Annotated in this window: 22 protein-coding genes; 5 read left to right on the top strand and 17 right to left on the bottom strand. The window is 62.3% G+C overall.

Annotated features, from left to right (window positions below; translation table 11 throughout):
- Positions 1-57: 57 nt before the first annotated feature.
- Entirely contained in the window at positions 58-396 is a 339-nt protein-coding gene (locus MRBLSP13_RS12365; protein WP_007685085.1) for a P-II family nitrogen regulator, read from the bottom strand.
- A gap of 240 nt (positions 397-636) precedes the next feature.
- Positions 637-1,467, bottom strand: coding sequence for a type I methionyl aminopeptidase (gene map, locus MRBLSP13_RS12360; protein WP_363755240.1), 831 nt, complete (start codon positions 1,465-1,467; stop codon positions 637-639).
- Between the two features lie 79 nt (positions 1,468-1,546).
- Here map and MRBLSP13_RS12355 point away from each other — a divergent pair, with 79 nt between their 5' ends.
- Positions 1,547-2,308, top strand: coding sequence for a competence/damage-inducible protein A (locus MRBLSP13_RS12355; RefSeq protein WP_363735371.1), 762 nt, complete (start codon positions 1,547-1,549; stop codon positions 2,306-2,308).
- Here the strand turns inward: MRBLSP13_RS12355 and MRBLSP13_RS12350 are convergent.
- Positions 2,305-2,730 carry a beta-ketoacyl synthase N-terminal-like domain-containing protein gene (locus tag MRBLSP13_RS12350; RefSeq protein ID WP_363734671.1) on the bottom strand — a complete coding sequence of 142 codons (426 nt, stop codon included), beginning with the start codon at positions 2,728-2,730 and terminating at the stop codon, positions 2,305-2,307. The two genes, MRBLSP13_RS12355 and MRBLSP13_RS12350, sit on opposite strands and share 4 nt — an antisense overlap.
- A 341-nt stretch (positions 2,731-3,071) precedes the next feature.
- Between MRBLSP13_RS12350 and MRBLSP13_RS12345 the strand changes: the two genes are divergently transcribed.
- From MRBLSP13_RS12345 to MRBLSP13_RS12335, 3 genes are read left to right on the top strand one after another with little or no spacing between them, the layout of a single operon-like run.
- Positions 3,072-4,415 (top strand): UDP-glucose dehydrogenase family protein, encoded by a 1,344-nt coding sequence (locus MRBLSP13_RS12345; RefSeq protein WP_363734672.1) that lies wholly within the window; start codon positions 3,072-3,074, stop codon positions 4,413-4,415.
- Positions 4,416-4,445: 30 nt separating this feature from the next.
- Positions 4,446-4,901: a hypothetical protein gene (locus MRBLSP13_RS12340; RefSeq protein WP_363754721.1), complete on the top strand. Its 456-nt coding sequence runs from the start codon at positions 4,446-4,448 to the stop codon at positions 4,899-4,901.
- 19 nt (positions 4,902-4,920) lie between these two features.
- Positions 4,921-6,066, top strand: coding sequence for a glycoside hydrolase family 16 protein (locus tag MRBLSP13_RS12335; protein WP_363734674.1), 1,146 nt, complete (start codon positions 4,921-4,923; stop codon positions 6,064-6,066).
- Here MRBLSP13_RS12335 and MRBLSP13_RS12330 read toward each other — a convergent pair.
- Genes MRBLSP13_RS12330 through MRBLSP13_RS12265 form a run of 14 tightly spaced genes read right to left on the bottom strand, consistent with a single transcriptional unit; the run spans position 6,051 to position 21,201 of the window.
- Complete coding sequence (locus tag MRBLSP13_RS12330; protein ID WP_363754719.1) at positions 6,051-6,986, bottom strand: glycosyltransferase family 2 protein; 936 nt, start codon at positions 6,984-6,986, stop codon at positions 6,051-6,053. The two genes, MRBLSP13_RS12335 and MRBLSP13_RS12330, sit on opposite strands and share 16 nt — an antisense overlap.
- A complete protein-coding gene (locus tag MRBLSP13_RS12325) occupies positions 6,986-8,071 on the bottom strand; it encodes an acyltransferase family protein (RefSeq protein WP_363734676.1) in 1,086 nt (361 codons plus the stop codon). Before MRBLSP13_RS12325 ends, MRBLSP13_RS12330 begins: the two co-directional genes overlap by 1 nt.
- Positions 8,068-9,195: an endo-1,4-beta-xylanase gene (locus MRBLSP13_RS12320; RefSeq protein WP_133652120.1), complete on the bottom strand. Its 1,128-nt coding sequence runs from the start codon at positions 9,193-9,195 to the stop codon at positions 8,068-8,070. Before MRBLSP13_RS12320 ends, MRBLSP13_RS12325 begins: the two co-directional genes overlap by 4 nt.
- Positions 9,192-10,160 carry a glycosyltransferase family 2 protein gene (locus tag MRBLSP13_RS12315; RefSeq protein ID WP_363734677.1) on the bottom strand — a complete coding sequence of 323 codons (969 nt, stop codon included), beginning with the start codon at positions 10,158-10,160 and terminating at the stop codon, positions 9,192-9,194. The genes MRBLSP13_RS12320 and MRBLSP13_RS12315 overlap by 4 nt, the downstream gene beginning before the upstream one ends.
- Positions 10,160-11,116 carry a glycosyltransferase family 2 protein gene (locus MRBLSP13_RS12310; protein ID WP_363734678.1) on the bottom strand — a complete coding sequence of 319 codons (957 nt, stop codon included), beginning with the start codon at positions 11,114-11,116 and terminating at the stop codon, positions 10,160-10,162. The genes MRBLSP13_RS12315 and MRBLSP13_RS12310 overlap by 1 nt, the downstream gene beginning before the upstream one ends.
- Complete coding sequence (locus MRBLSP13_RS12305; protein ID WP_363734679.1) at positions 11,113-12,042, bottom strand: glycosyltransferase family 2 protein; 930 nt, start codon at positions 12,040-12,042, stop codon at positions 11,113-11,115. Before MRBLSP13_RS12305 ends, MRBLSP13_RS12310 begins: the two co-directional genes overlap by 4 nt.
- Positions 12,035-13,399: an O-antigen ligase family protein gene (locus tag MRBLSP13_RS12300; RefSeq protein ID WP_363734680.1), complete on the bottom strand. Its 1,365-nt coding sequence runs from the start codon at positions 13,397-13,399 to the stop codon at positions 12,035-12,037. Before MRBLSP13_RS12300 ends, MRBLSP13_RS12305 begins: the two co-directional genes overlap by 8 nt.
- A 2-nt stretch (positions 13,400-13,401) precedes the next feature.
- A complete protein-coding gene (locus MRBLSP13_RS12295) occupies positions 13,402-14,691 on the bottom strand; it encodes a polysaccharide biosynthesis protein (RefSeq protein WP_363734681.1) in 1,290 nt (429 codons plus the stop codon).
- On the bottom strand, positions 14,684-15,508 hold the full coding sequence (locus tag MRBLSP13_RS12290) for a WecB/TagA/CpsF family glycosyltransferase (protein ID WP_363754717.1): 825 nt from the start codon (positions 15,506-15,508) through the stop codon (positions 14,684-14,686). The genes MRBLSP13_RS12295 and MRBLSP13_RS12290 overlap by 8 nt, the downstream gene beginning before the upstream one ends.
- Complete coding sequence (locus MRBLSP13_RS12285) at positions 15,505-16,422, bottom strand: capsular biosynthesis protein (protein WP_363734684.1); 918 nt, start codon at positions 16,420-16,422, stop codon at positions 15,505-15,507. Before MRBLSP13_RS12285 ends, MRBLSP13_RS12290 begins: the two co-directional genes overlap by 4 nt.
- The gene (locus MRBLSP13_RS12280) at positions 16,419-17,771 is read right to left on the bottom strand and encodes a GNVR domain-containing protein (protein WP_363734686.1); all 1,353 of its coding nucleotides are present in this window, start codon (positions 17,769-17,771) and stop codon (positions 16,419-16,421) included. Before MRBLSP13_RS12280 ends, MRBLSP13_RS12285 begins: the two co-directional genes overlap by 4 nt.
- Before the next feature lie 2 nt (positions 17,772-17,773).
- Positions 17,774-19,201, bottom strand: a complete 1,428-nt coding sequence (locus tag MRBLSP13_RS12275) for an ATP-binding protein (protein WP_363734688.1) — start codon at positions 19,199-19,201, stop codon at positions 17,774-17,776.
- The gene (locus MRBLSP13_RS12270; protein WP_363734690.1) at positions 19,198-19,998 is read right to left on the bottom strand and encodes a polysaccharide biosynthesis/export family protein; all 801 of its coding nucleotides are present in this window, start codon (positions 19,996-19,998) and stop codon (positions 19,198-19,200) included. Before MRBLSP13_RS12270 ends, MRBLSP13_RS12275 begins: the two co-directional genes overlap by 4 nt.
- A gap of 27 nt (positions 19,999-20,025) precedes the next feature.
- Positions 20,026-21,201, bottom strand: coding sequence for a hypothetical protein (locus tag MRBLSP13_RS12265; protein ID WP_414714710.1), 1,176 nt, complete (start codon positions 21,199-21,201; stop codon positions 20,026-20,028).
- On the opposite strand from MRBLSP13_RS12265, the gene MRBLSP13_RS12260 reads away from it, so the two are divergent.
- Positions 21,194-21,487 (top strand): hypothetical protein, encoded by a 294-nt coding sequence (locus MRBLSP13_RS12260; RefSeq protein WP_363734693.1) that lies wholly within the window; start codon positions 21,194-21,196, stop codon positions 21,485-21,487. The genes MRBLSP13_RS12265 and MRBLSP13_RS12260 overlap by 8 nt on opposite strands.

The raw sequence follows: 21,487 nt of genomic DNA, 5'->3' as shown, positions 1-21,487 counted from the left end.
GGTAGGTTGATGTGGTCAGCCGCCAGGCCCCTGTAAGCCGGCGAGAAGTCGGTAAAATCAGATGGCGTCGCTGTCGCGCTCACCGGTGCGGATGCGGACCGCGCCTTCGATGTTGGAAATGAAGATCTTGCCATCGCCGATGCGCCCGGTCTGTGCGGCAGCCGAGATCGCTTCCACCACCCGTTCGGCCAGCGAGTCGTCGACGACGACCTCCAACTTCACCTTGGGCAGGAAATCGACCACATATTCGGCGCCGCGATACAGTTCCGTATGGCCTTTCTGGCGGCCAAACCCTTTGGCTTCGGTAACGGTGATGCCCGAAACGCCCACTTCGTGAAGAGCTTCCTTCACTTCGTCGAGCTTGAACGGTTTGATGATCGCTTCGATCTTCTTCATCTCTAGGTATCCCAACTCAAACGCGCGCCAGATGACGGGTTTCATCCCGCCCTTCGTCCTGATCGAGCGACGGTCTTCATGCCCCCCTAAGGCACGCGCCGCCTCTCTTCCTAATCAACTACCGTGCCAATTAGCGAATCGCCGGAAACTGCTTTCCGCGATGCAGCAACTTTTGTCCATATTGCCCGAAATACGGGCAATATCATGACGTCATGCCCATTTTTTAGGCATATCCTGGAGTCAGAGCCGATAGGGCGGCGCGTCGAGACCCGCAGGGCTCTTGGTAAAGATCTCGCAGCCGGTTTCGGTAATGCCGATGCTATGCTCGAACTGCGCGGAAAGCGTGCGATCGCGTGTCACGGCCGTCCACCCGTCCTCCAGCATCTTCACGCCCGGCTTGCCGATGTTGATCATCGGTTCGATGGTGAAGAACATGCCAGGCTTGAGCTCCGGCCCGGTGCCCGGGCGGCCGACATGGACCACCTCCGGACTGTCATGAAACACGCGGCCCAGACCATGGCCGCAGAAATCGCGCACGACGCCATAGCGGTGCTTTTCCGCGTGGCGCTGGATGGCATGACCGATGTCGCCCAGAGTGTTGCCGGGTCGCGCCTGTTCGATCCCCAGCATCAGGCATTCATAGGTAACTTCGACCAACCGCCGCGCCTTGATGGGGGCTTCACCGCAAATGTACATGCGGCTGCTGTCGCCGTGCCAGCCGTCGACCAGCGGTGTCACGTCTATGTTCAGGATATCGCCTTCCTTGAGCTTCTGCTCGCCCGGAATGCCGTGACAGATGACATTGTTGAGCGAGATGCAGCAACTGTGGGTATATCCGCGATAGCCCAGGGTCGCGGGCACGCCGCCGCCATCCAGTGTCATGCGGCGAACAATATCGTCCAGTTCGCCGGTGGTGACGCCCGGCACGACATGGGGGGCCAGCGCGTCCAATATTTCCGCCGCCAATCGCCCCGCCTTGCGCATGCCATCGAAACCGGCCGCGTCGTAGAGCTTGATCGCGGTCGAGCGGGAAATCGGCGCGTCCGCCGTCATCGTCATATATTCGGTCATGGGGTGATTATAGGCGGTGAAGCCGCATAATGCGAGGGGGCGGCTAGGCATGGCGCACGGCAGAGGCTATGGCCTGCCCATGGCCGACCCAACCCGCATATGGACCGCCGCACTGATCGTGATCGGCGACGAGATTCTCTCGGGAAGGACGCAGGACAAGAATGTGTCGCAGATTGCGACATGGCTCAATGTGCAGGGCATTCGCCTGCGCGAAGTCCGCGTCGTCGCGGACGAGAGCGACGCGATCGTCGAGGCTGTGAACACGCTTCGGGCGCGGAACGATTATCTGTTCACGACCGGCGGCATCGGGCCGACCCACGACGATATCACCGTGGATGCCATCGCCGCGGCACTCGGGGTGCCTGTGGAAATCCATCCCGAGGCGCGAGCAATGCTCTCAAACTACTATGAAACGCGCGGCGGCCTGACCGAGGCGCGTCTGCGCATGGCCCGCGCGCCGGCCGGATCGAGCCTGATCGAAAACCGCATGTCCGGCGCTCCGGGCATCCGGCATGGCAACATCTTCATCATGGCCGGCGTTCCGCATATCACGGCGGGGATGCTGGACAGCCTGACGGGAACGCTGGAAGGTGGTTTGCCTGTGCTGTCCACCACCATAGGCTGCTGGGTGGCGGAAAGCGAGATCGCAGACCTCCTCGGCGCTACAGAGCGGGCGCATGAAGGGTGCCAGATCGGCAGCTATCCCTTTTTCCGCGAAGGACGGACAGGCGCGAATTTCGTGATCCGATCTGTCAATGCGGAGGATCTGGGCCAGTGCGTGGCGGATCTGGTTGCCGGGCTGGAACGCGGCGGCTGGCCTGTAGTCGCCGGGGGTATTTAAGCGTCCCTTCGGTTGCTTTCCGAAGGGGAGCATTCCTGGTCTGGGCGGGTCAGGCGCCCGCCCCAGCGGTGATCGATCGAATAATATTCCACATTGGACATGCTTTCGACGCCGCCTGCGATCACCATGTCGGCCGCGCCGGTCCGGATACGCATGGCAGCGTCGATCACCGCCTGGAGGCCGGAACCGCAGCGGCGGTCGAGCTGAACGCCGGGGATGGATTCCGGCAGTCCCGCCGCCAGAGCTGACCAGCGGCTGATGCAGGGCGCCTCGCCATTGCCATAGTCCTGGCCGAACACGACATCGTCGATTCGTTCAGGGTCGATCTTCGTTCGTTCCACCAGCGCCTTGATGATGGCACCCAGATCGCCCGCCGTCATCGACTTGAGGGAACCGCCCATTTGCACGTTGCGGTCCGCCATATCCCGGGCAGTTTCAGATGTATGATATTTTGAGCGGCGCGTTTTCATGTTTCGCTTGCGCCTCGGCTCAGCCCGAATTCCTGAACGATCCGCTTCCAGATCCGCGTCCATATGTGTGCGAAGAGCGGCAAGTCGCGTTGCATCCATGCTGCGCAGCGTTATGCTGCGCTGCGTCAATTGCCGGCTGGATCCGGCCATTGGGCAACAGGCTAGGTCGCCTGACGCTCAGCCTATGATGAGGGATGAAGATCGCCACGTCGGGGTTTCCCGTAATGGCCTCGTGCGTCCTTTCATGATCGGTTGGCGGTTGTTCGAAAGCCGTTTGAAGAAGGAGAATAGTGATGCGGATCGTTATGACCGGCTCGGGCTATGTCGGCCTGGTATCCGGCGCCTGTCTCGCGGACTTCGGCCATGATGTCATCTGTGTGGACAAGGATGTGCGCAAGATCGAGTTATTGCAGGGTGGTGGCGTGCCGATTTATGAGCCAGGCCTTGCCGATCTGATCGCGCGCAATGTGAAGGCGGGTCGCCTGACTTTCACGACTGATCTTGCCGGATCGGTCAGCCAGGCCGACGTGGTGTTCATCGCCGTGGGCACGCCCGCCCGGCGGGGTGATGGTCATGCCGACCTCAGCTATGTTTACGCCGCTGCGCAGGAAATCGCGTCCAATCTGAGCGGCTTTACCGTAATCGTTACCAAGTCCACGGTTCCGGTTGGTACGGGCGATGAGGTTGACCGCATCGTCCGCGAAACCAATCCCGATGCGCAGTTCGCCGTCGCCTCCAATCCCGAATTCTTGCGCGAAGGCGCTGCGATCCAGGATTTCAAGCGCCCCGACCGCATTGTCGTCGGCATAGAGGACGAACGTGCCCGTCCGGTTATGGAGGAGGTCTATCGCCCCCTCTATCTCAATCAGGCGCCGATCCAGTTCACCGGCCGTCGAACGAGCGAACTCATCAAATATGCCGCCAACGCCTTCCTGGCGATGAAGATCACCTATATCAACGAAATCGCCGAACTATGCGAAAATGTCGGCGCGGACGTTCAGCAGGTGGCACGCGGCATCGGTCTGGATAACCGGATTGGTTCGAAATTCCTTCATGCAGGCCCCGGCTATGGCGGCTCCTGCTTCCCGAAGGATACGCTGGCGTTGGTCAAGACGGCGGAGGATGCCGGCGCGCCGATCCGGTTGATCGAGACGACCGTGGCAATCAACGAAAGTCGCAAGCGGGCCATGGCGCGCAAGGTCGTAGCCGTTTGCAACGGATCGGTGCGCGGCAAGACGATCGCGGTACTGGGACTGACCTTCAAGCCCAATACGGATGACATGCGCGACGCGCCGTCGATCGCGATCATCCAGGCCCTGCAGGACGGCGGCGCGCAGGTGCGGGCCTATGATCCTGAGGGGATGGATGCAGCCCGCATGATGATAACGGATGTCGACTTCTGCGATAATCCCTATGTCGCCGCGCAAGGGGCCGCCGCTGTCGTGATCGTTACCGAGTGGGATGCGCTGCGGGCGCTGGATCTGCCGCGTCTCAAGGGCGTCATGAGCGGCGACGGTCTGGTCGACCTGCGGAATATCTATCGTCCCGCCGATGCGGAGGCAGCCGGCTTTGTCTATGTCAGCGTTGGTCGCGGTGCCACTCCCGAAATAGAGGAACTGGTGCAGGCAGCAGAATAGGCTGCGGCGCACATTCCATTCCAGGGAAGCATGGAGAAGAAGCGCTCCCGGCTTTGCGCCGGGGGCGTTATTCGTTTTCGCGAAGTCTCCGCGCAAAAAGATATCATATCGATTCTGAAAATATCGCCGATTTGGGCGATCTTCAGGCATGTTGTTCAACAACTCGTCGCAAATTTCCAAAGGATACGACGAGTCGTCGTTGACCCGAGGTTTTTGTTAACCTTCTTGGGAGACCCTATAGGGGTAACTTTGGGGGTCGCAAACCATGCCTGTCAAAATGACTGGCTCCGTTATCGGAGCCGGAATGCTTTGTATTTTCGCAGCGGGAGCCGCTACGATCATGACAACAACGTCGACATCAACCATGACGTCGACCACAACCACCAGCTCGCAGCTTCTTGCAGCCACGAGTTCGACGACCACAACGTCGACGACGAACAGTGGTTCCACGACGACGAACACTGTTTCGGATTTTTCCACCTTTGATTTCGCCAATGGGACGAGGATGCCGGAAAAGGCGACGCTTTCCCTGGGCGATGCCAGTTTTCGTCCGGGCAGCAGCGTAGCCTATGTTCCAGTGTCGCTCGACCGGCCAACACCCAATACGGTGATTGCGCGGATCACCACCGTCAACGGCTCGGGTACCTATCGCGCACTGTCGGGCTATAATTACCAGACGGTCGACACTGTGGTGATCTTCCGTCCGGGCGATCCGTTGGTGCAGACGGTCGCGGTTCCCATCATCGGCGCCACGGAAGGCCAGCAGTTCCAGGTAAAATTGCGGGAGGCGCCCTGGGGCGGGCTTCAGGGGCAATCGACCGCGACGGTCACGGCCAGCAGCACGGCGACGGTAACGGCCAAGGCGGCGGGAACCTTCCGGGCACCGCGCACCTTCGCGGCGACCGGCACGCTTCAGTTCGAATTGCTCAAGGGCACGCACAAACGATCGCCCGATGGCGGTTGGGATCGCTGGGCGACCTCCCTTGCCAATGGCCGGACCCAGGTCGCCAACGGGGAAACCGGTCTCTATCTCGATTCCAGTATTTTCCCTGGTATCGAGGGGCCAGTCTATTGGAGCGCCTATGGCCTCGTCCTCCACACGCAGAAGCTGAAGACGCCGATCAGCTATGGCGGGCAGAACTGGTATTATGGATCGTCGGTGCTCGATGGCCGCAACTTCCTGGCGACTCAGATCGGCTACGGGCAATATGAATGGGAAGCGAAGATGCCCAACCGGCGCGGATCATGGCCGGCATTCTGGCTCGTATCCACCAGCGGCTGGCCGCCCGAGATCGATATTTACGAGGGGTTCGGCTATCAGAGCTACTGGGATTTCGATCGCCATGTAGCCCACACCCTTCATGTCGGCACCAACAGTACCCGATATGACCAGAGGGGCATCACGATCCAGACGCAGCAGGCCTATGGCCTCAGCGGCTATTCGCAGGGCTTCCATCGTTTCGCCGTGGACATCCAGCGCGACTACATCACCTGGTTCGTGGATGGCGTCGAAACCTATCAGTCGGTCAATCCCTTCCAGGGTTTCCGCTTTTATCCGATCATGGATGTCGCGGTGAAGACCAGCGGCGCCTATGATGACGGATCGGGCGACATGGTCATCAAGAGCTTCAGGATCTACAGCGCGCCATAATGGCCCGCCCCGCGACGGGAGCGCCCGCGGCCCGCGAGGGCATAGAGGCGCCCCCAGCTCTTGACCCACTGCCCGGCGATGTCCACCCGACGCGCGCCGGGCAGCAGCAGGGTGGCCAGACCAGCGGTTCGCAATCCCAATATCGCGATGGATCGGACCAGCAATCTGGCGGTGCCGGTCCAGCCGGGCAGGGCCTTTTGCCGAGCCAGCGTTTCCGTGCAGCCGATGCGCCACATCCGTTTCAGCACCCAGGATAGCCGTGCCCGCTCAACCGGCACCCATTCGCTGACCCGGGCGTCGGGCGACCAGCCGAAGCGCGCTCCAGCCTCATGCAGTCGCGTCAGGAAATCCAGATCCTCTCCGCCGCTGCGGTTGAAGCGCGCATCGAAGAAGGGGCGTGCGATCATCTCGAAAGCCCGGCGGGTTACCAGCAGGTTGTTGCTTGCCCACAGCATGCCGGTCGCGCCCCATGGGCGTTGCTCGGCACGGAAAACCAGTGTTTCCCTGGCCCAGCGCGGCGCTGTCCCAACGAAGCAGCTATCCACCGGTCCGGCGACCACGTCGGCGCCCACCTGCGCCTGACAGATGAGGAGTGCATCAAGCCAGCCCGGCTGGGGCCACTCGTCATCGTCGATCATCGCCAGGAAGCGCATCGCCGGATCCTCCAGGGCGGCGTCGGCGATGGCGTTGCGGACCGCGCAAAGCCCCGGCTGCGCGACCGTCAGGAGCGTCACGGGCAGGCCATATCCATCGGCCAGCAGGGCGCGGACGACGGCGGACCCTTCCTGCCGAACCGGATCATTTTCGGCCACCAGCACCATCACGTCGTGGCGATCGGCCACGCCCGGCAGGGTCTCCAGCAGGTGGCGGAGTTGGTCCGGTCGACGGAAGGTGGGAATGGCGATCCAGATCGACGCCATCAGGCGGCTGCCTCGACCGTGGGCTTGCGGCTGCGCCCGCCACGCTGGAGCCATTTGATGAGTTGATGCCCGCGCACCTCCACAAGCGCATAGCTCGCCCAGCAGAGCAGCCAGGTCGCCACCAGCATGGCGATGATGATCAGCCCGTCGAATTCAGTGATGCCATGCCTGTGTGCGATCCCCATGCCGCGGGCGAAAACGTCACGCACCAGCGGATGCCAGAGGTAGATGGAATAGCTGATGAGGCCCAGATGGAAGCTCACCGGATTGGCCATCACCGCCCGCGCCGCCGTGCCGTTATAATAGCAACTCAGCACCAGGGCCGGCATCAGGCATACCACCAGCAGATCGACTTTCCCCGGCAGCAGCAGCGCCAGCGCGATCAGGCCGCAGATCATGGCGAAGGCGCCGGTTCGGTCGATCAACCGCCTGCACCAGCCCTTCTCCGCACAGCGATAACTCAGCACGCCCAGCGAGAAGCCGGCCAGACAGCGCAGGAGCGTCAGCACCGTGTCGCTGTCATTGACGTCCAGCGGACCGCTGGAACCTCTGCCGGACAGTGCCACCAGGCCCAATATCCCGACGCACAGCAATGCCTGGATCCACGCCGCCCGCGAAAAGGCGATGATCGCGATCAGCGGATAGATGAGGTATGCCGCGACCTCCGTGCTGACGGACCAACTGTTGCCCGCGATCGGTTCTGTTCCCCAACCCCAGCTCTGCACCATCAGCAGGTTGGAAAGAATGTTCGGTGCGTCGAGCGCGATCGCTTGGTTGCCGGAGATGTTCAGGACGATCCGCGCCATGAACACCAGCGTCACGATCAGGTGCAGCGGCCAGACCCGCGCCATGCGATTGACGAGGAAGTCGATATAGCTCGACCATCCAGGATGATTCACCACCCGGTCGTGATAGCCGAAGGAAATGACGAAGCCGCTGAGGATGAAAAAGAGATCGACCGCCAGATAGGCGCGCGAGAATAGCGGCAGGCGAAAGGCCTCGAACGCCGGATTGTGCGGAATATGGTAAAGCAAAACGGATACGGCCGCCACGCCGCGAAGGCCGGTCAGCGAGGAAATCCTCATGCTCCCGCGCTCCTCAGGACGGGGGCCGCGTCGAAAGCGGCGGCAATGGCATCCCACATCGGCTTGCGATGCATCCCTGAATCGAGGGGCAAGCCGCGCGACAATTGGCCGTCGGGCCATTTATAGTCCTTGAAATTCGACAGCCAGCTATAGCGGTCCGACAACCCCCAGCAGAGCACCGAGCGCATCGCTGGATTGTCCAATGCCACATCCAGAAAAGCTTTGGCGAACGAGGCGACTTCCTTGTCCCGCTTGTCCGGATTGGGCGGGCCGCCCTTGTCCGCCACGTCGAATTCCGTGATGGAGAGGACCAGTCCATAGCCGCGAAGCTGATCCAGAAAGCGCGCGAATACCGTCTGGCTGAAGCCTTCCTTATATGGCTTGAGATGCCCCTGAATGCCGATTGCATCCACGGGCACTTTGCGCGCCATCAGTCGGTCGAGCAGCTTCAGCATGGCGGTTCGGCGCCTCTCGCAGCGTGGAGAGTCCTGCTCTAGTCCGAAATCCGTCAGGAACCGCAGGGGCCGGGGATCGATCTCCCGCGCGCGGTGGAAGGCAATGTCGATATACTCTTCGCCCAATGCCTGCATCCACATGCTTTTTGCGCGGATGCCATCAGCGCGGCCATCATTGGGCTCAATGGCTTCATTGACGACGTCCCATTCGTCGATCTTGCCAGCGTAGCGGCGCATGGCCGTGTCGATATAGCTGGTCATCAGGGTCTGTCGCTCGGCCTGGTCGGCGGCTTGCAGAGCAGGCTCCAGCCAAGGCGGCTGCGCCGCGTACCATACCAGTGCGTGGCCCCTGGCCAGCATGCCATGCTGCTGGGCGAATGCGATGATCTGGTCAGCGCCGCTGAAATCATATTGGCCGGGCTTGGGCTCGGTCGTGCCGCGCTTCAGTTCATATTCCTCCACCACCATGTCGCATTCGCGGGCGACGGCGGCGGTGAAGTCCGGGTCTTCCCGCAACTGGCGTGACTTGATCGCGGCGCCGAAATAGCGGCCAGACCTGCGGGCATGGGCGGCAAGCCCGGCCGTGCCGCCGACTTGCGCGGCGCTCGGTGGAATCGGAGAACAGGCGGAGAGCATTGCTGCGCCAGCGAGGAATTCACGCCTTCTCATAACCTTTGTCCCTTGCCGGCCAATATGTGGGAAAGGTCGATCCAACGATCGGAAATGCGGCGATAGACCGGGTCCGGCATCACGATCTGCAACAGCACCGTCGCGGCCAGCCGAGGCCCGAATGCGCCGCGGCATACAGCACCTAGATAATAGCGCATCGCCTGCCGCCTGCTGGTCGGCCAGATGCTCTTCGCTGCATGCCAGCCCATATAGGCGGAAAAGGCGCGAGGGCTGATATGAGGGCGAAGGTCCCTCAGCCAGGTCAGGCTGCCGATACTGCCGCGGACGTGGGAAAGCCGGTCGTCCGCATGGCGATCCGCCCATATGGTGCCGGGTCGTTCCGTCATCAGAAAACGTGCCCCCGCCAGCGACAGGCGCAAGGCAAAATCTGTATCGTCGCCGAATTTCACATCTTCGCGATAGCGGACCTTCTCCGCGAGCGTTCGGCTGAGCGCCATGCTGCTGGTCTGGATGAAGCCGCGATCGCACATCAGATAGCGATCCATGGTCTCGTCATGGGCGATGGCGCGCGGCGGCTTCAGGAAATTGCGTCCCTGGCCGCGATCGGCGAGCACCTGACCATAGGCGACGACATCCCCGCTTTCCTGCAGCAGCGGCAGGAGGTCGGCCAGATGGTGGGGCAGGAAACGATCGTCGCAATCCAGAAACGCGATGTAGCGCCCGCGGGCATGGTCGATGCCCTTGTTGCGTGCCGCCGCCGCGCCGCGATTTTCCTGCACGATGACCTTGAGGCGCGGATCGTTGATCGCGCCCAGGGCAACCTCTGTCCCGTCGGTGGAACCGTCCACCACCACGATTACCTCGATGATCGCGATGGTCTGTTCCAAAGCGGACATGACGGCGGCGACAGCGGAATCGCGCCGCTGATAAGTGGGGATCACCACGGAAAACAGCGGTGCAGCGATGGCCGCCTTCAGCCTGGATGGAGGTTGCCAGGCGGTCATCACGAACTGGCTCCACTTGCGACGGTCTCAGCCTTGCCAAAGCGCAGGACGAAGCCGTTGACCAGCGAACGATAAAAGGGCTTGGGCAGATAGGATCGCAGCACCTGCCGGGCGATCACGCGGGGAGGGACGCCGCCGGCCACCATGCCGACGGCCAGATCCTTGATTGCCACCACCGGCCTGACTGGCGCCATATGATAGGCGAGCACCGTTGCGCGATAGCCGCGTCGCGCGCGGGTGGTGAGCATGTGGCCGCAGCGATCGAGCCAGTCGAGCGAGGTTTCATAGCCCTTCACATAGGATGTCCGCCCCGCCTCCGTGGCGTCGAGCCAGATCGTCAGCGGCTGGTCGATCATCCGGAAGCGCGCGCCGGCGCCCTGGAGGCGAACGCAGAAATCAAGATCCTGACCCTTTTTCAGCGCAGGGTCGAACAGGACCTGCTGCGCCATGCCGGTTGGCACGACCATGGTGCTGGTCTGCATGAACTGGTTGGCGCAGAACAGATATTCCCCGACATCCTCGCCTTCCCGAATGCCGCGATCGGGCCTGATCCAGTAGCGGTCGACCCCCCGGTCCACCTTCATCCGGGAATAGAGCACCGTTCGCCCGTCATCTCCCGCCAGCGCCTTCGCCATGATGGAAAGCTTGCCGGGAAGGAACAGGTCGTCGGAATCCAGAAACGCGATATAGCGTCCGTCCGATGCCATGATCCCCGCGTTGCGGGCCGCGCCGCCACCCGCATTGTCCTGCCGGATATAGCGGATGCGGGGATCGCCTATGGCATCGATCACGGGACGGGGATTGTCTCTTGAACCGTCGTCGATCACGACGATCTCGAAATCCTGCCAATCCTGCGTCAGCACCGACCGGATGGTGTCACCGACGATCTCCGCACGATTGTAGAGCGGGATCACGACGGAGAAAAAGGGTTGCTTGCCCAGCGCGGCCTTGGTCATGCGCCATGCACCTTTCGATATTCTTCATAATGGATTCCGGCGAGCCCAGCGATCTTGCCCGCCGCGCGATAGAGCTTGCCCAGCCGTTCGACCCGCTTGCCCCGGTCAAGCGTGGCAATGGCGCCCAGCGACCCGACAATGAAACCTGCAACAATGCGTGGCGCTTCGTTCAGCAGCGTGCGCAGCCGCCCCTTGTGGAACCGCTCCACCATCATGTCGGTCATGCCGACCCGATAGCCGCGCATCAGCAGCCATTTGGCGGTGACGCGGCTGGCGGGGATGAGTTCGGTGACGACCGCCTCCTCCGACCAGGCGAAACGGAAGCCGGCGCGCTGCATGCGGGTAAACAGCTGCTTGTCCGATCCCCCGGTGAGCGCCATGCGCTCGTCAAAGGGACGCTTCCCCATGGCGCGCAGGGCCGTGACGGCGATCAGCACATTGGCGGTGCTGTCCACCAATGCGACCGGCCCGGACTGCCCGCGCTGTTTGGGTGCAAGCAGGGGATGGTGGGCGGCCCAGGGCGCGATGGCGCTGTCCATCTCGCGCAGCACCGCGCCGCCCACTACGTCCGCCTCCCAGCGCTGCGCGGTTTCCGCCATGGCGTCGATCCAGCCAGGGGAGGCGGCCTCATCATCGTCCAGCATGGCGATATGGGTCGCGCCTGGCCGGGCCAGCGCTGCGGCGACGAGCGCGTTGCGCACGAGTGGAATGCCGCGTTCGGTAACCAGCAGGGCCTTGATCGGCCAGCGATAGCCCTTGGAGGCAAGCTTCTCGACCATGGCCAGCCCTTCCTGTCGAATGGCGTCATTATCCGCCACAAGCACTTCCAGCTTGTGCCGGGTTTGTTGGGCAGCCAGGGATTCCAGGGTTCGCTGCAATCCCTGGGGTCGGTTGCAGGTGGCGATGCACAGGATGATGTCAGCCATGAACGCGCTCCTGCGGGAGATGATACCGCCGCGTCCATTGCGGACGCGGTTTGGCCTTGAAGGTGGCGTGCGCGGCCGCGATGGCCGCAAGGAAGATCACCCAGACTTGGCGATCCTTGTCGAAAAAGCTGGTTTCCAGAAGATTCTGGTACATGACGAAAACCCAGATGGCGAAGGCTGGCACCATCAGCGCCTGATTCTCCTTGGTCGAGCCGGTGAGAAACCAGTAGACCGGCAAAGCAAGAAAGCTGACCAGCAGCATGGCGAGGCCCAACGGTCCGGTGGTCACCCAGATTTCCAGATAGCCATCATGCGAATGGGCGGTCAGCATCTGGAATTGCTGATTCAAATAATCATGCGCCGGGCTGTTGGTGCCGACCTGCCAGAAGCCGCCGAAACCAGCGCCCAGATAGGGGTGGTCGGCCAGATAATCGAAGACCACCCGCCAGATCGAAACCCGGCCGGTAAAGCTGGTGGGGTCCGCGAACAGCCGTTCGATAGTCGGCTGATAGGCGATGTAGAGGCCAAGAAACCCCACCATGCCGAAGCCCAGCATCAACAGCAATATCGCGCGCTTTTGCGTATTGTCGCTCAGCGCCCGATAGATATTGCTGATGGCCAGCATGCCGACGCACAGCGCCAGCGAGGTCTTGCTCTTGGTCCCGATCACGAAAACGAAGGCCATGACCGCGAACAGTGCATAATACCATTTGCGCCGGTCGATCCATGCATTGCCGCAGACTATGAAGGTCAGAGCCATGACGGCGCCGGCGATATTCTTGTGGAAGAAGAAACCGCGCCATGCACCGATCAGCGCCTTGTCACTTTCGGTCGGAGGATGGACGGCTGCGGGTGTCAGCGGCAGAGATATCCAGCAGATGAGAAGCGAAACGATCAGCGCGGCCCGGAGAGCGTCGAAAAGCCGCTCCGGCCCGATCAGGGACAGCGCGCAGAAGGTGATATATATCACGATGAGCTGCTGCATCGCCCGCTTGAAGGATACGAACGGGTCCACGCCCCAGGTGCAGGAAATGAAGAACCAGGCCAGCATGATCGCCAGCGGCCAGAAGGTGAACCTATATTGAAGAGGATGCTTGCGGATGATCTGCACGCCAGTCAGCAGCAAGGCGAAGCCGATGAACAACAACTGCTTGAACAGGTCCGACCCGTCATTCTCCTGCGCCATCGCCACGAGTTCGTCCTGGGTGCGGGAGGCGAAGGGCTGTTGCCCGATGAAGACCATCATGAGGAAGACGAAATAGAAGATCTGGGTGATCCAGATCATGCGTATACTCTGACCCCCGCCGGTCTGCACGGGCGGGGCGGCTATGCCGCTGCGATGCCAGCTTGTTGCCATGATCAGCCAGCTCCCTGCTGATCACGCCGCCATTTTCGGTCGAGCCGCCAGATGCCGAGCATCATCACAAGCTGCGACAGCACGACGCCGCCGATCGAGAAGACCGGTGCGGTGCCCAGCACGATCAGCGTCACGGCGATCAGCCCGACACCGCAACTGCGCATGCTTTGCGCGGCGAGCGGGCGGAACGCCTTGCGTGCCTGGGTCATCACGCTCATCGGCGTCTGCACGCATTGAACGAGGGACAGGAGCGCGCACAGGCCCACGGCGATCATCACGAGCCGGTGATCCAGCGTCGGTTTCAGGATCAGGCCGGGAAAGGCATAGAGGGCGATGGCCGCCACCGCGCAGGTCGCCAGCCACAGCAGGACCAATGCCGCCATGAAGACCCGTTCCGACCTGATCGCCGCGCCGTGATCGCCGCGCGCCACGGCGCGGGTCAGGCGGGGACGCTCCAATTGGGTGAGGGCGGTGATGCAGACGTTGACAGGCCGGAAGAACAGCATGCCCACGGCGATCGGCGCAAAGGCCGTCGGCCCGGCAAGCAGCGTCACGATATAGCTGTGCGAATTGGAGGTCGCCTCCGTCGAGAGCACCCCGACCAGCGTCCAGGCCGACTGCTCCTTCCATACCGGGCGATAGGCGCCCAGAGCGTGGCCGGGCGCCATGGCGAAATGTCGCCGCAGATAGGCAAGGCCGAAGGGGAGAAGGCCGATGAGGCTGGCCGCCACCAGCATGCCGCCAATGGCCGACATGTCCGCGCCGGTTCGCATCGCAATCAGCAGTCCGGCGAGGATCGTCCCCGCATAGGCGAGATCCGATCGCGCGGCCCGTGCGGGCGTGTGATGCGCATAGGCATTGGAACGCCCGAACCAGCGGATCAGCGAAAGCATGCCCGCAAGGCCGAACAGCAGGGCTGCCGACGGGGAGGCTGTCGCCCATGCGATCGCTGCGCAGATCAGCCCCTGGCTGGCCGCCAGCATCAGGTTGACCGGGAAGAAAAAGTCGAAGCTCCGCGCATCGACATCGTCTCCCTGGTTCACCACGATGGTGTAGGGCGTCGACACCAGTGCATTGGACAAGCCATAGCCGAACTGGATGATCACCAGCAGGAAGGCCAGCGTGCCGATGGCCGCCGTCTCAAGATGATGGATGGAAAAGAGCTGGATCAGCAGGTGACTGACCGAGACGATCGCGGACGACAGGCTGGCCAGACCGAAGCGGCCGAACAGGCTGCCCAGGCGCTGGACGCGCCCTGTCGCAATATTTTCAGCCGCCCGGGCTTCAGCCATGGCGATGTTTCCAGATCAACCAGAGAGCGTGCGGATTCGTCGTGATATAGCGCCAGGCCAGTTCCCTTGGCCGCGTTGCCATGCGGTGCAGCCATTCGAAACCGGCCTTCTGCATCCAGATCGGCGCGCGCGGATAGTCGCCGGTGATGTAGTTGAACAGGCCCCCGCAAGTGATGATCCAGCCCGCCTTGATCCGCTCGCGATTGCGCACGCAAAATGCCTGCTCGCGCGGCTTGCCGGTGCCGACCCAAAGGACGTCGGGCGCAACCGCGTTGATCGCGTCGATTACCGCATCTTCCTCTTCGGCTTTCCAGAAGCCATTGCGTCGCCCGGCGAGGCGAAGGCTCGGCGCCAGTCTGAGGATTTCCTTCGCGCAGGCTGCGTTCACCGTCTCTTCGCCGCCCAGGAGGTAATAGCTGACCTGGGCCTCCGCCGCCGGTTTCAGGCTGTCGATGAACATGTCCGTCGTGCTCGAACGATCCGCGATAGGCGGCCCGCCGAACCAGCGGGAAGCCGCAACGACGATCTGTCCGTCAGCGTGGATCAGGTCCGCCTGCGCCAAGTTCGCCCGAAAATCGGGATCGGTGGCGTTCATCGACAGGCCCTGACCATTGGCGTCGAACACCAGAAGGGGCGATTGCTCCAGACCTTTGCGCAAGGGCGCTTCCACCAGCATCTTGGCGATCAGCGCATCCAGCGACAGGGTGGACACGGGCAATCCGCCGACATGGGCGACGGGGGCCCCAGCTCCTATGCCGGGACCAATGCCGGGGGAGGGAAGGGACTGGCGATGCGCCAGCGCCTGGTCGGCACTCATGCGATCACCGTTCCGGCGATCGGTACGCTATGACGGTCAAGATCGTCGATGACCCGGCGCATGTCGGCGATGGCGGTATCGCCCCGCCGCGCAACGATGACGACAGCGTCAAATCCCGCCAAGATGCTGCCATAGGGGGTCTGATCGCCCTTGCGCTCGGCAAGGTAGAACAGCATCGACGTATCGCGCAGGCCCCAGCCATTGGCCGTTTCCGCCAGGGGGCCGCGCGTCACCAGGCTCGCCGCGCTGCCCGACGCGCGGCCCGCAGTCATCAGCCAGAGGCCCTCTACCGCTGTTTTGGCCGCCGGCAGCAATGCGGCGCTGCCCATCAACTGTTCGGCCAATCCGGCCTTGTTGGCGATGCGGAACAGCCGGTCGAGCGAAGGCCGACCCATGTCGACGTCGATCAACATCGTCTGCCCGTCCATCTGGGCCAGCACGACGGCAAGGTTCGCCGCCATGATGGCCGCTTCGTCGCCGGCATCTATGGCCAGCACGGCCAGCCGGAGCGCGGCGGGATCACCTTCCTTGGCGACGGCGCGGATCTTTGCGCGGACCGTCCGTACCTTGGCGGCATAGGGATCGGCGGGATCGAAGGCCGCGACGACCAGCGGATCGACCCGCTGGTCGTTCTCCGACAGCAGGGCGAAGCCGCCCTGCAAGGCCGCGAGCATGCCGGCGTCGTCCGGATTAAGCAGCCCCAGGTCCACCGCCGCGTCATGCAACGCCAAGCCCTGCGACCGGGCATGGGCCTCAACCTGATGTACCTCGGTCTCTGCGAGGAACCCATGCTCTACCGCCAGCCGGGCGAAATTATGGCTGTCCCGGGCACGGGGACGGAGCGTGGAACCGCTGCCTGCCGGACCGCCCGACGCCAGTTGATGCGGGGCGCCCGCCGTGGAACGCAGTCTCATGCGGCCTCCTGTTGCTTGAAGAATTTGGCCTGGCGCGCAGTGACTGGCACCAATTCGGTGATGACTTCGACCTCGGTCGCGCGGGTCACGCCGCCGGCAGAGCGAACGCGGGGATGAATGATTTCCATCATGATCACGGCAGCCACGCCGCCGATGAGGCCAAGCGCGATCCCGCCGATCAGCCACAGGATGACATTAGGCTTGGCAGGCAGCAGCGGCACTGTCGCCTCGTCCAGCGGACTGGCATTGGGCTGCGAGATCTGGCTCTTGAGCACCGCTTCATTGAAGCGCTGGCGCACCGTATCATAAGTCTGCCGGGCCGCGTCGACGTCCCGCTGGAGCACCATGAGCTGGTCCTGCACGTCCGACATGCGGATCATGCGGTCCTCCTGGCCAGCCATGTTGGACTTGAGGTCGCCCTCCCGCCGACTGGCTGCCACGCTGTTGGCGTTGACCGCGCCAGCCTGGCTGGCGCGGGCTGCGGCCAGCTTTGACTGAAGCTCGGACAATTGTGCCGCCGCCGCCGCCATGGTCGGGTGGTTGGGCCCCAGCGTTTTTTGCAGCTCGGACACCTTGGCGGATTGCTCCGCGACCTGCTCCTGCAAATTCTGGACGATCAGCGATCCTTCGATGTCCGATACGCTGCCCGCGCCAGCCTTGGACCGGGCTGCGGCCGCTTCCGCCTGCGCCTGGGTAAGCTGGTAGGACATGTTCTTGAGCTTCTCGGCCTCAAGGTCCATGCGGTTGATGCCGATGATGTCGTGCGCCCGCTGGAAATCGGACAGCTTCTTTTGCGCGATTTCATAGCGACGGCGCACTTCTTCCGTTTGCTCGTCGAACCATCGGGCCGATCCGCGTGCGGGAGAGGCGCGCAGTTCCACCTGTTCGCGCATGTATATCTTGGCGATCAGGTTCGCGACCTTGGCGGCGACCTGCGGATCGGCGTCCAGATACTGGATCTGGAGCACGTTGCTCTGCCGGCCGGTGGTGATGGTCATTTTCTTCGCGACCAGGTCGGCCGCCGCCTGCACCCGTGCATCTGCGGGCATGTCAGTCGGCATCGCATCGACGAAGCCCGCTTCGCGCGCCACGGCATTCATCACCTTGCCGCTGCGGATGATGTCCGTCTGCGTACCCAGGATGGCATCCGTATCCGGCTTTGGACCCTGCACCGTATTGGTGTCGGTCGGATCGGTTTGCGAAAGGTCCAGCAACAGCGACGCTGTTCCCATATATTGGCGCGGTTGCAGAAAGGCGGCGATCGCGACGAGCAGGAACAATATGCCCCCGATCATCGCCGCCGTGCGCCAGCGCGCCTGAAGCGCCGCCAGCAAGTCCATCGGGTTCATGGTCATAGCCCATCCACTCCCTTGAGCAGTGCGCGCATTTCCTCCGCGGGCGATTGCACGGGCGGTGCGCTCTGCACCGGCTGTTTCGCCATCAGCAGCAGGAATTGCGGCGCCAGCGTGTCTTCGAACATCCAAAGCTCGCCATTGGGCGTCGCCACCAGGGCGGGTTGGAGCCGGATCATGGCATCGCGGGCCTGGCTTTCATTGACCGGCCCGCCGCCCAGCACCTCATGGCCGAGCTTCACGAGCCGCTCATAGCTGATGGCGGACATTTGCGATGCGACCACCGCCGCAAGAGCGATCATCCGGCGGGCCGAACCGGCTTCCCACAGGATGCGCCGGAATAGCGCGTGGGTCTGTCTGCTCATTTCCTCCCAATCTTCCAGGGCGGAAACCAGCCCCTGTTCGACGTCGGAAAGCAGCATCCGCTCGCGCCCCGCTGCCTCCGTCACCAGGGCTGCGGACATTCCGAAGAGCCGTGCATGATAGGGTGACCCCATCGCGGCGCTCGCCAGAGCGTCGAGTGCATCCTCGTCGATGGAAAGCCGGGCATTGCCTGCGCAGGACAGCAGCAGCCGTTCCAGCTCCGGCTTGGGGATTGGCGCAACCCGCTGCGGCACCAGGTGGCGGCGGAGCGAGGGATGGGCAGCGATCAGCCCCTCTATGTCGCTGGCGATGCCGACCAGCACGACCTGGACGGGAGAATGGATGTCGGTCAGCAGCTTCAGCAGCGTCGCGACATCCTGCTTGGCCGTTTCGGACTGCACCCGGTCATATTCGTCGATGATAAGGATGGAACGTTCGCGCACTTCCTCCACCAACAGGGCGGAAAGGCGCGACACGTCCAGCGGCTCGCCCATCATCCTGCGTGCCCGTTCCTGTCCCGCGCCGCTCATCGGCAATTCGGTCAGGAAGGGACGGAAGAGAGAGTCGAAATCCGCTTCTCCATTGGCTGAGGCGTAAAGCGCGACGCATCCGGCTTCATCCGCCAGATCGCCGAACACGCGGGCGAGCGAGGTCTTGCCCGAACCGCGCGTGCCGAAGATCACGGCATGCTTGCGTTGCACGACGATCGCCTCGACCAGCTTTTCCAGTTCGCTGTTGCGCCCCGCCAGCCCATGGCGGTCCGTCACGGGCATGGCGGTGTTGAACGCGGCATAGATGCTGTCGCGGCGCAGACTGATGGGTTTGATGGGCGCAGCCATCGCGCTCATGGAAAGAGGCCTGTGGGTCGGTTCCTCCAATTGCGCTTCCAGCGTGTCATGTCGGAAGCCTGGCAATGCCGGTACGTCCAGGTGCAGCGGCACGTCGTCGGGGATGGTGCGTTCGTTGCGCCTTTCCCCACTTCGGGCGAGCGACAGGAAACGATCGAAAATGCCGGATTTCTGGCCAGGCCGTGTTTGTGCGAAGCCTTGATCGAGGGTCGTCAAAACAGCTTCTCCCGGATGATGAGGACGTCCTCAGGCTTCACCGGATCATCCAGCTTGGCCTGTATTTCCTTCCCCTCCCGCCGGACTTTTATCCTTTTCGTGGAACCTGCCAGTGTCGGTCCGCCGGCGAGCGCCAATGCCTGCCGGAAACTTTGCCCCGGCACGTAGGAAAAGGCTCCGGGCTGCTGGACCTGGCCATAGACATAGATTTTTTCCGCAGGCGGCACGAAGAGCGTGTCGCCGGCCTTCAGCGGCCGCATCGCGCCTGCGCCCATGTCGGCCAGCGAAATGCGCACTGGCCCGCTGCCGTCGGCGGGCGTCAGGATCACGGCATTGGCGCCGTCCTTGGTCGATCCTCCCGCCTTGGCGAGCATCGATGCTACCGTGTAATCCCGGTCAAGCGGGTAATTGCCCGCCTGCGGCACATTGCCGAGCACCGTGACGAACCGGCTCACATAAGTGCTGACATCGACGCTGACGGACGGCTTGGTCAGATAGCCGCCGCTGGCATAGCCGGCCGCAATATCCTGCGCCAGTTGCGAGGTAGTCTTGCCCCTTGCCGGCACCGGGCCGATGAGCGCGAGAAGGACGGTGCCATCCTCCTTGATCCGGGTGGTCGTCGACAGATCCGGCTGGCCGAAGACGGAAATCTTCAGTTCGTCGTTCGGACCGAGTTGATAGCCCGAGCCAACCGCAGACGCCGCCGTGTTTTCGGCAGCGGTCTGGGCAATCGCCGTCATCGGACCCGCAATGATCAGCGGGATTAGTATGGATTTAACGAGAGTATCGGCTTTCACAGCTCATGCTCCCAATATATTGGTGTTCTAGAAATGCAGAGCAGCGCTCAATGTTATTTGCGTGCCGCTATAGTTCGAGACACTGGTGTCTGTTCTGCGAGTATAATGCTGGGCATCCAGCGTAAGATCGAAGCGATCGGAAAGTTTCCTCCTCAACAGGCCGCCAAAACGACGATTACGATCGGCCGTGATTGAATAGGGACGAAGTGCAGCATCCTGCCGGAACTTTCTGCGGTCCCATTCCGCGTACAGACCGCCCGACGTCAGTTCGGAGATCGAAAATTCGCCCTGGATGCGATAACTGCTGTCAATGGTGAAGCCGGCGGCGATCAGGCTGTCGTTTATGATTGCACGCTCCGTCGTCGCCGTCAGCTTCAGGCGGGGAATGGCCTGTGTAGAAAGGCTGACTTTCCACCCCAGACCGTCATAGCTGCCCACGGCCGCGCTATCGCTGCTGACGTCGAGCCAGCGGACATCCGCGTCGATCTGCGTGATCGGCGTCACCGCGCGCTGGAATCTCAAGCCATAGCTGTTGATGCGATTTTCGATGCCCAGCGCGTTGCGCTTGCTGTTCACTCGCTCATAATAGGCGGTCAGCGTACCAAAACTGGGCATGGCATAGCCGACACCGCCCCGGAACGTATCGCTGGTCTGGTCGGCATAGTCGAACTCTGCGGCGTTGCGGGTCGTGTCATGCTCATAGCTTGCCACCGGGAAAAGTCCTGGCCGCTCGCACGTGAAATCCGCACCGATCGTGGAGAATTTCTGAAGATTTTCCGTCACCGCATTGATGTCGCCATAATCGGCGCGCTGCTGGCGATAGGCGGCCCTTGGGGTGATCAGGCAGGTAGCGCCGAAGCGGATATTGGCCTTTGCCTCCGTATCCAGACGCAGCTTGCTCCGCTGCTCTTCGGAAATGAAACGGTCATATCCGATCTTGCCGCGCAGGAGGATGTCGTGTCGTCCGATCGGCATGCCATAGGCCGCCTCCAGAGAGGGCGTGACGATCAGATCGGCGGTGGGCTTTCCGATGTTATCGTTCACGCGATAGATATTGTCGTCATAAAGTAGATCCAGGCCAGCCGTAAGGTGTAGGCCGTAATCACTTATTCTTTTTTCCTCCGCTGCATTTTCAATGCGCTTTGGCTCGGTTGTGTTGTCATTTTCCTGTGCACGCGAAACTGCAGGCGAGGCCGTGAGCATTGCGGCACCACTTATGGCTGCCGCAAAACAGGTGCGCGACCATGAATTCTGTCGATCGCTGGGCGCAAAATTCCGGCCCCGCAATCGCGGATTATTATATTTGTCCAAAACCAATCGACCCTTATTGCATTGCAGCAATCAGGGCATGCTAGAAGTATTTTTGCGTAAAACCACTGCCGGAAAAACAGCTTGTCGCGTCAAAACAACGGCTCGGTTCATCGCAAAGAAGGCGCGTCGGGACCAGTCCCGGCGCGCCCTGCTGCTGTTAATCTGGGAGAAAGCTTGA

Source organism: Sphingobium sp. LSP13-1-1.1, assembly GCF_040676415.1.
GTDB lineage: Bacteria > Pseudomonadota > Alphaproteobacteria > Sphingomonadales > Sphingomonadaceae > Sphingobium.
The sequence above is the reverse complement of the archived record's forward strand: the minus strand, read 5'-3'. Positions and strand labels throughout refer to the sequence as shown.

What these genes read in the sequence shown, in the direction of transcription:
- MRBLSP13_RS12365 (WP_007685085.1), bottom strand. Translation starts at nt 396, where the DNA reads ATGAAGAAGATCGAAGCGATCATCAAACCGTTCAAGCTCGACGAAGTG.
- map (WP_363755240.1), bottom strand. Translation starts at nt 1,467, where the DNA reads ATGACCGAATATATGACGATGACGGCGGACGCGCCGATTTCCCGCTCG.
- MRBLSP13_RS12355 (WP_363735371.1), top strand. Translation starts at nt 1,547, where the DNA reads ATGGCCGACCCAACCCGCATATGGACCGCCGCACTGATCGTGATCGGC.
- MRBLSP13_RS12350 (WP_363734671.1), bottom strand. Translation starts at nt 2,730, where the DNA reads ATGGCGGACCGCAACGTGCAAATGGGCGGTTCCCTCAAGTCGATGACG.
- MRBLSP13_RS12345 (WP_363734672.1), top strand. Translation starts at nt 3,072, where the DNA reads ATGCGGATCGTTATGACCGGCTCGGGCTATGTCGGCCTGGTATCCGGC.
- MRBLSP13_RS12340 (WP_363754721.1), top strand. Translation starts at nt 4,446, where the DNA reads ATGGAGAAGAAGCGCTCCCGGCTTTGCGCCGGGGGCGTTATTCGTTTT.
- MRBLSP13_RS12335 (WP_363734674.1), top strand. Translation starts at nt 4,921, where the DNA reads ATGCCGGAAAAGGCGACGCTTTCCCTGGGCGATGCCAGTTTTCGTCCG.
- MRBLSP13_RS12330 (WP_363754719.1), bottom strand. Translation starts at nt 6,986, where the DNA reads ATGGCGTCGATCTGGATCGCCATTCCCACCTTCCGTCGACCGGACCAA.
- MRBLSP13_RS12325 (WP_363734676.1), bottom strand. Translation starts at nt 8,071, where the DNA reads ATGAGGATTTCCTCGCTGACCGGCCTTCGCGGCGTGGCGGCCGTATCC.
- MRBLSP13_RS12320 (WP_133652120.1), bottom strand. Translation starts at nt 9,195, where the DNA reads ATGAGAAGGCGTGAATTCCTCGCTGGCGCAGCAATGCTCTCCGCCTGT.
- MRBLSP13_RS12315 (WP_363734677.1), bottom strand. Translation starts at nt 10,160, where the DNA reads ATGACCGCCTGGCAACCTCCATCCAGGCTGAAGGCGGCCATCGCTGCA.
- MRBLSP13_RS12310 (WP_363734678.1), bottom strand. Translation starts at nt 11,116, where the DNA reads ATGACCAAGGCCGCGCTGGGCAAGCAACCCTTTTTCTCCGTCGTGATC.
- MRBLSP13_RS12305 (WP_363734679.1), bottom strand. Translation starts at nt 12,042, where the DNA reads ATGGCTGACATCATCCTGTGCATCGCCACCTGCAACCGACCCCAGGGA.
- MRBLSP13_RS12300 (WP_363734680.1), bottom strand. Translation starts at nt 13,399, where the DNA reads ATGGCAACAAGCTGGCATCGCAGCGGCATAGCCGCCCCGCCCGTGCAG.
- MRBLSP13_RS12295 (WP_363734681.1), bottom strand. Translation starts at nt 14,691, where the DNA reads ATGGCTGAAGCCCGGGCGGCTGAAAATATTGCGACAGGGCGCGTCCAG.
- MRBLSP13_RS12290 (WP_363754717.1), bottom strand. Translation starts at nt 15,508, where the DNA reads ATGAGTGCCGACCAGGCGCTGGCGCATCGCCAGTCCCTTCCCTCCCCC.
- MRBLSP13_RS12285 (WP_363734684.1), bottom strand. Translation starts at nt 16,422, where the DNA reads ATGAGACTGCGTTCCACGGCGGGCGCCCCGCATCAACTGGCGTCGGGC.
- MRBLSP13_RS12280 (WP_363734686.1), bottom strand. Translation starts at nt 17,771, where the DNA reads ATGAACCCGATGGACTTGCTGGCGGCGCTTCAGGCGCGCTGGCGCACG.
- MRBLSP13_RS12265 (WP_414714710.1), bottom strand. Translation starts at nt 21,201, where the DNA reads ATGCTCACGGCCTCGCCTGCAGTTTCGCGTGCACAGGAAAATGACAAC.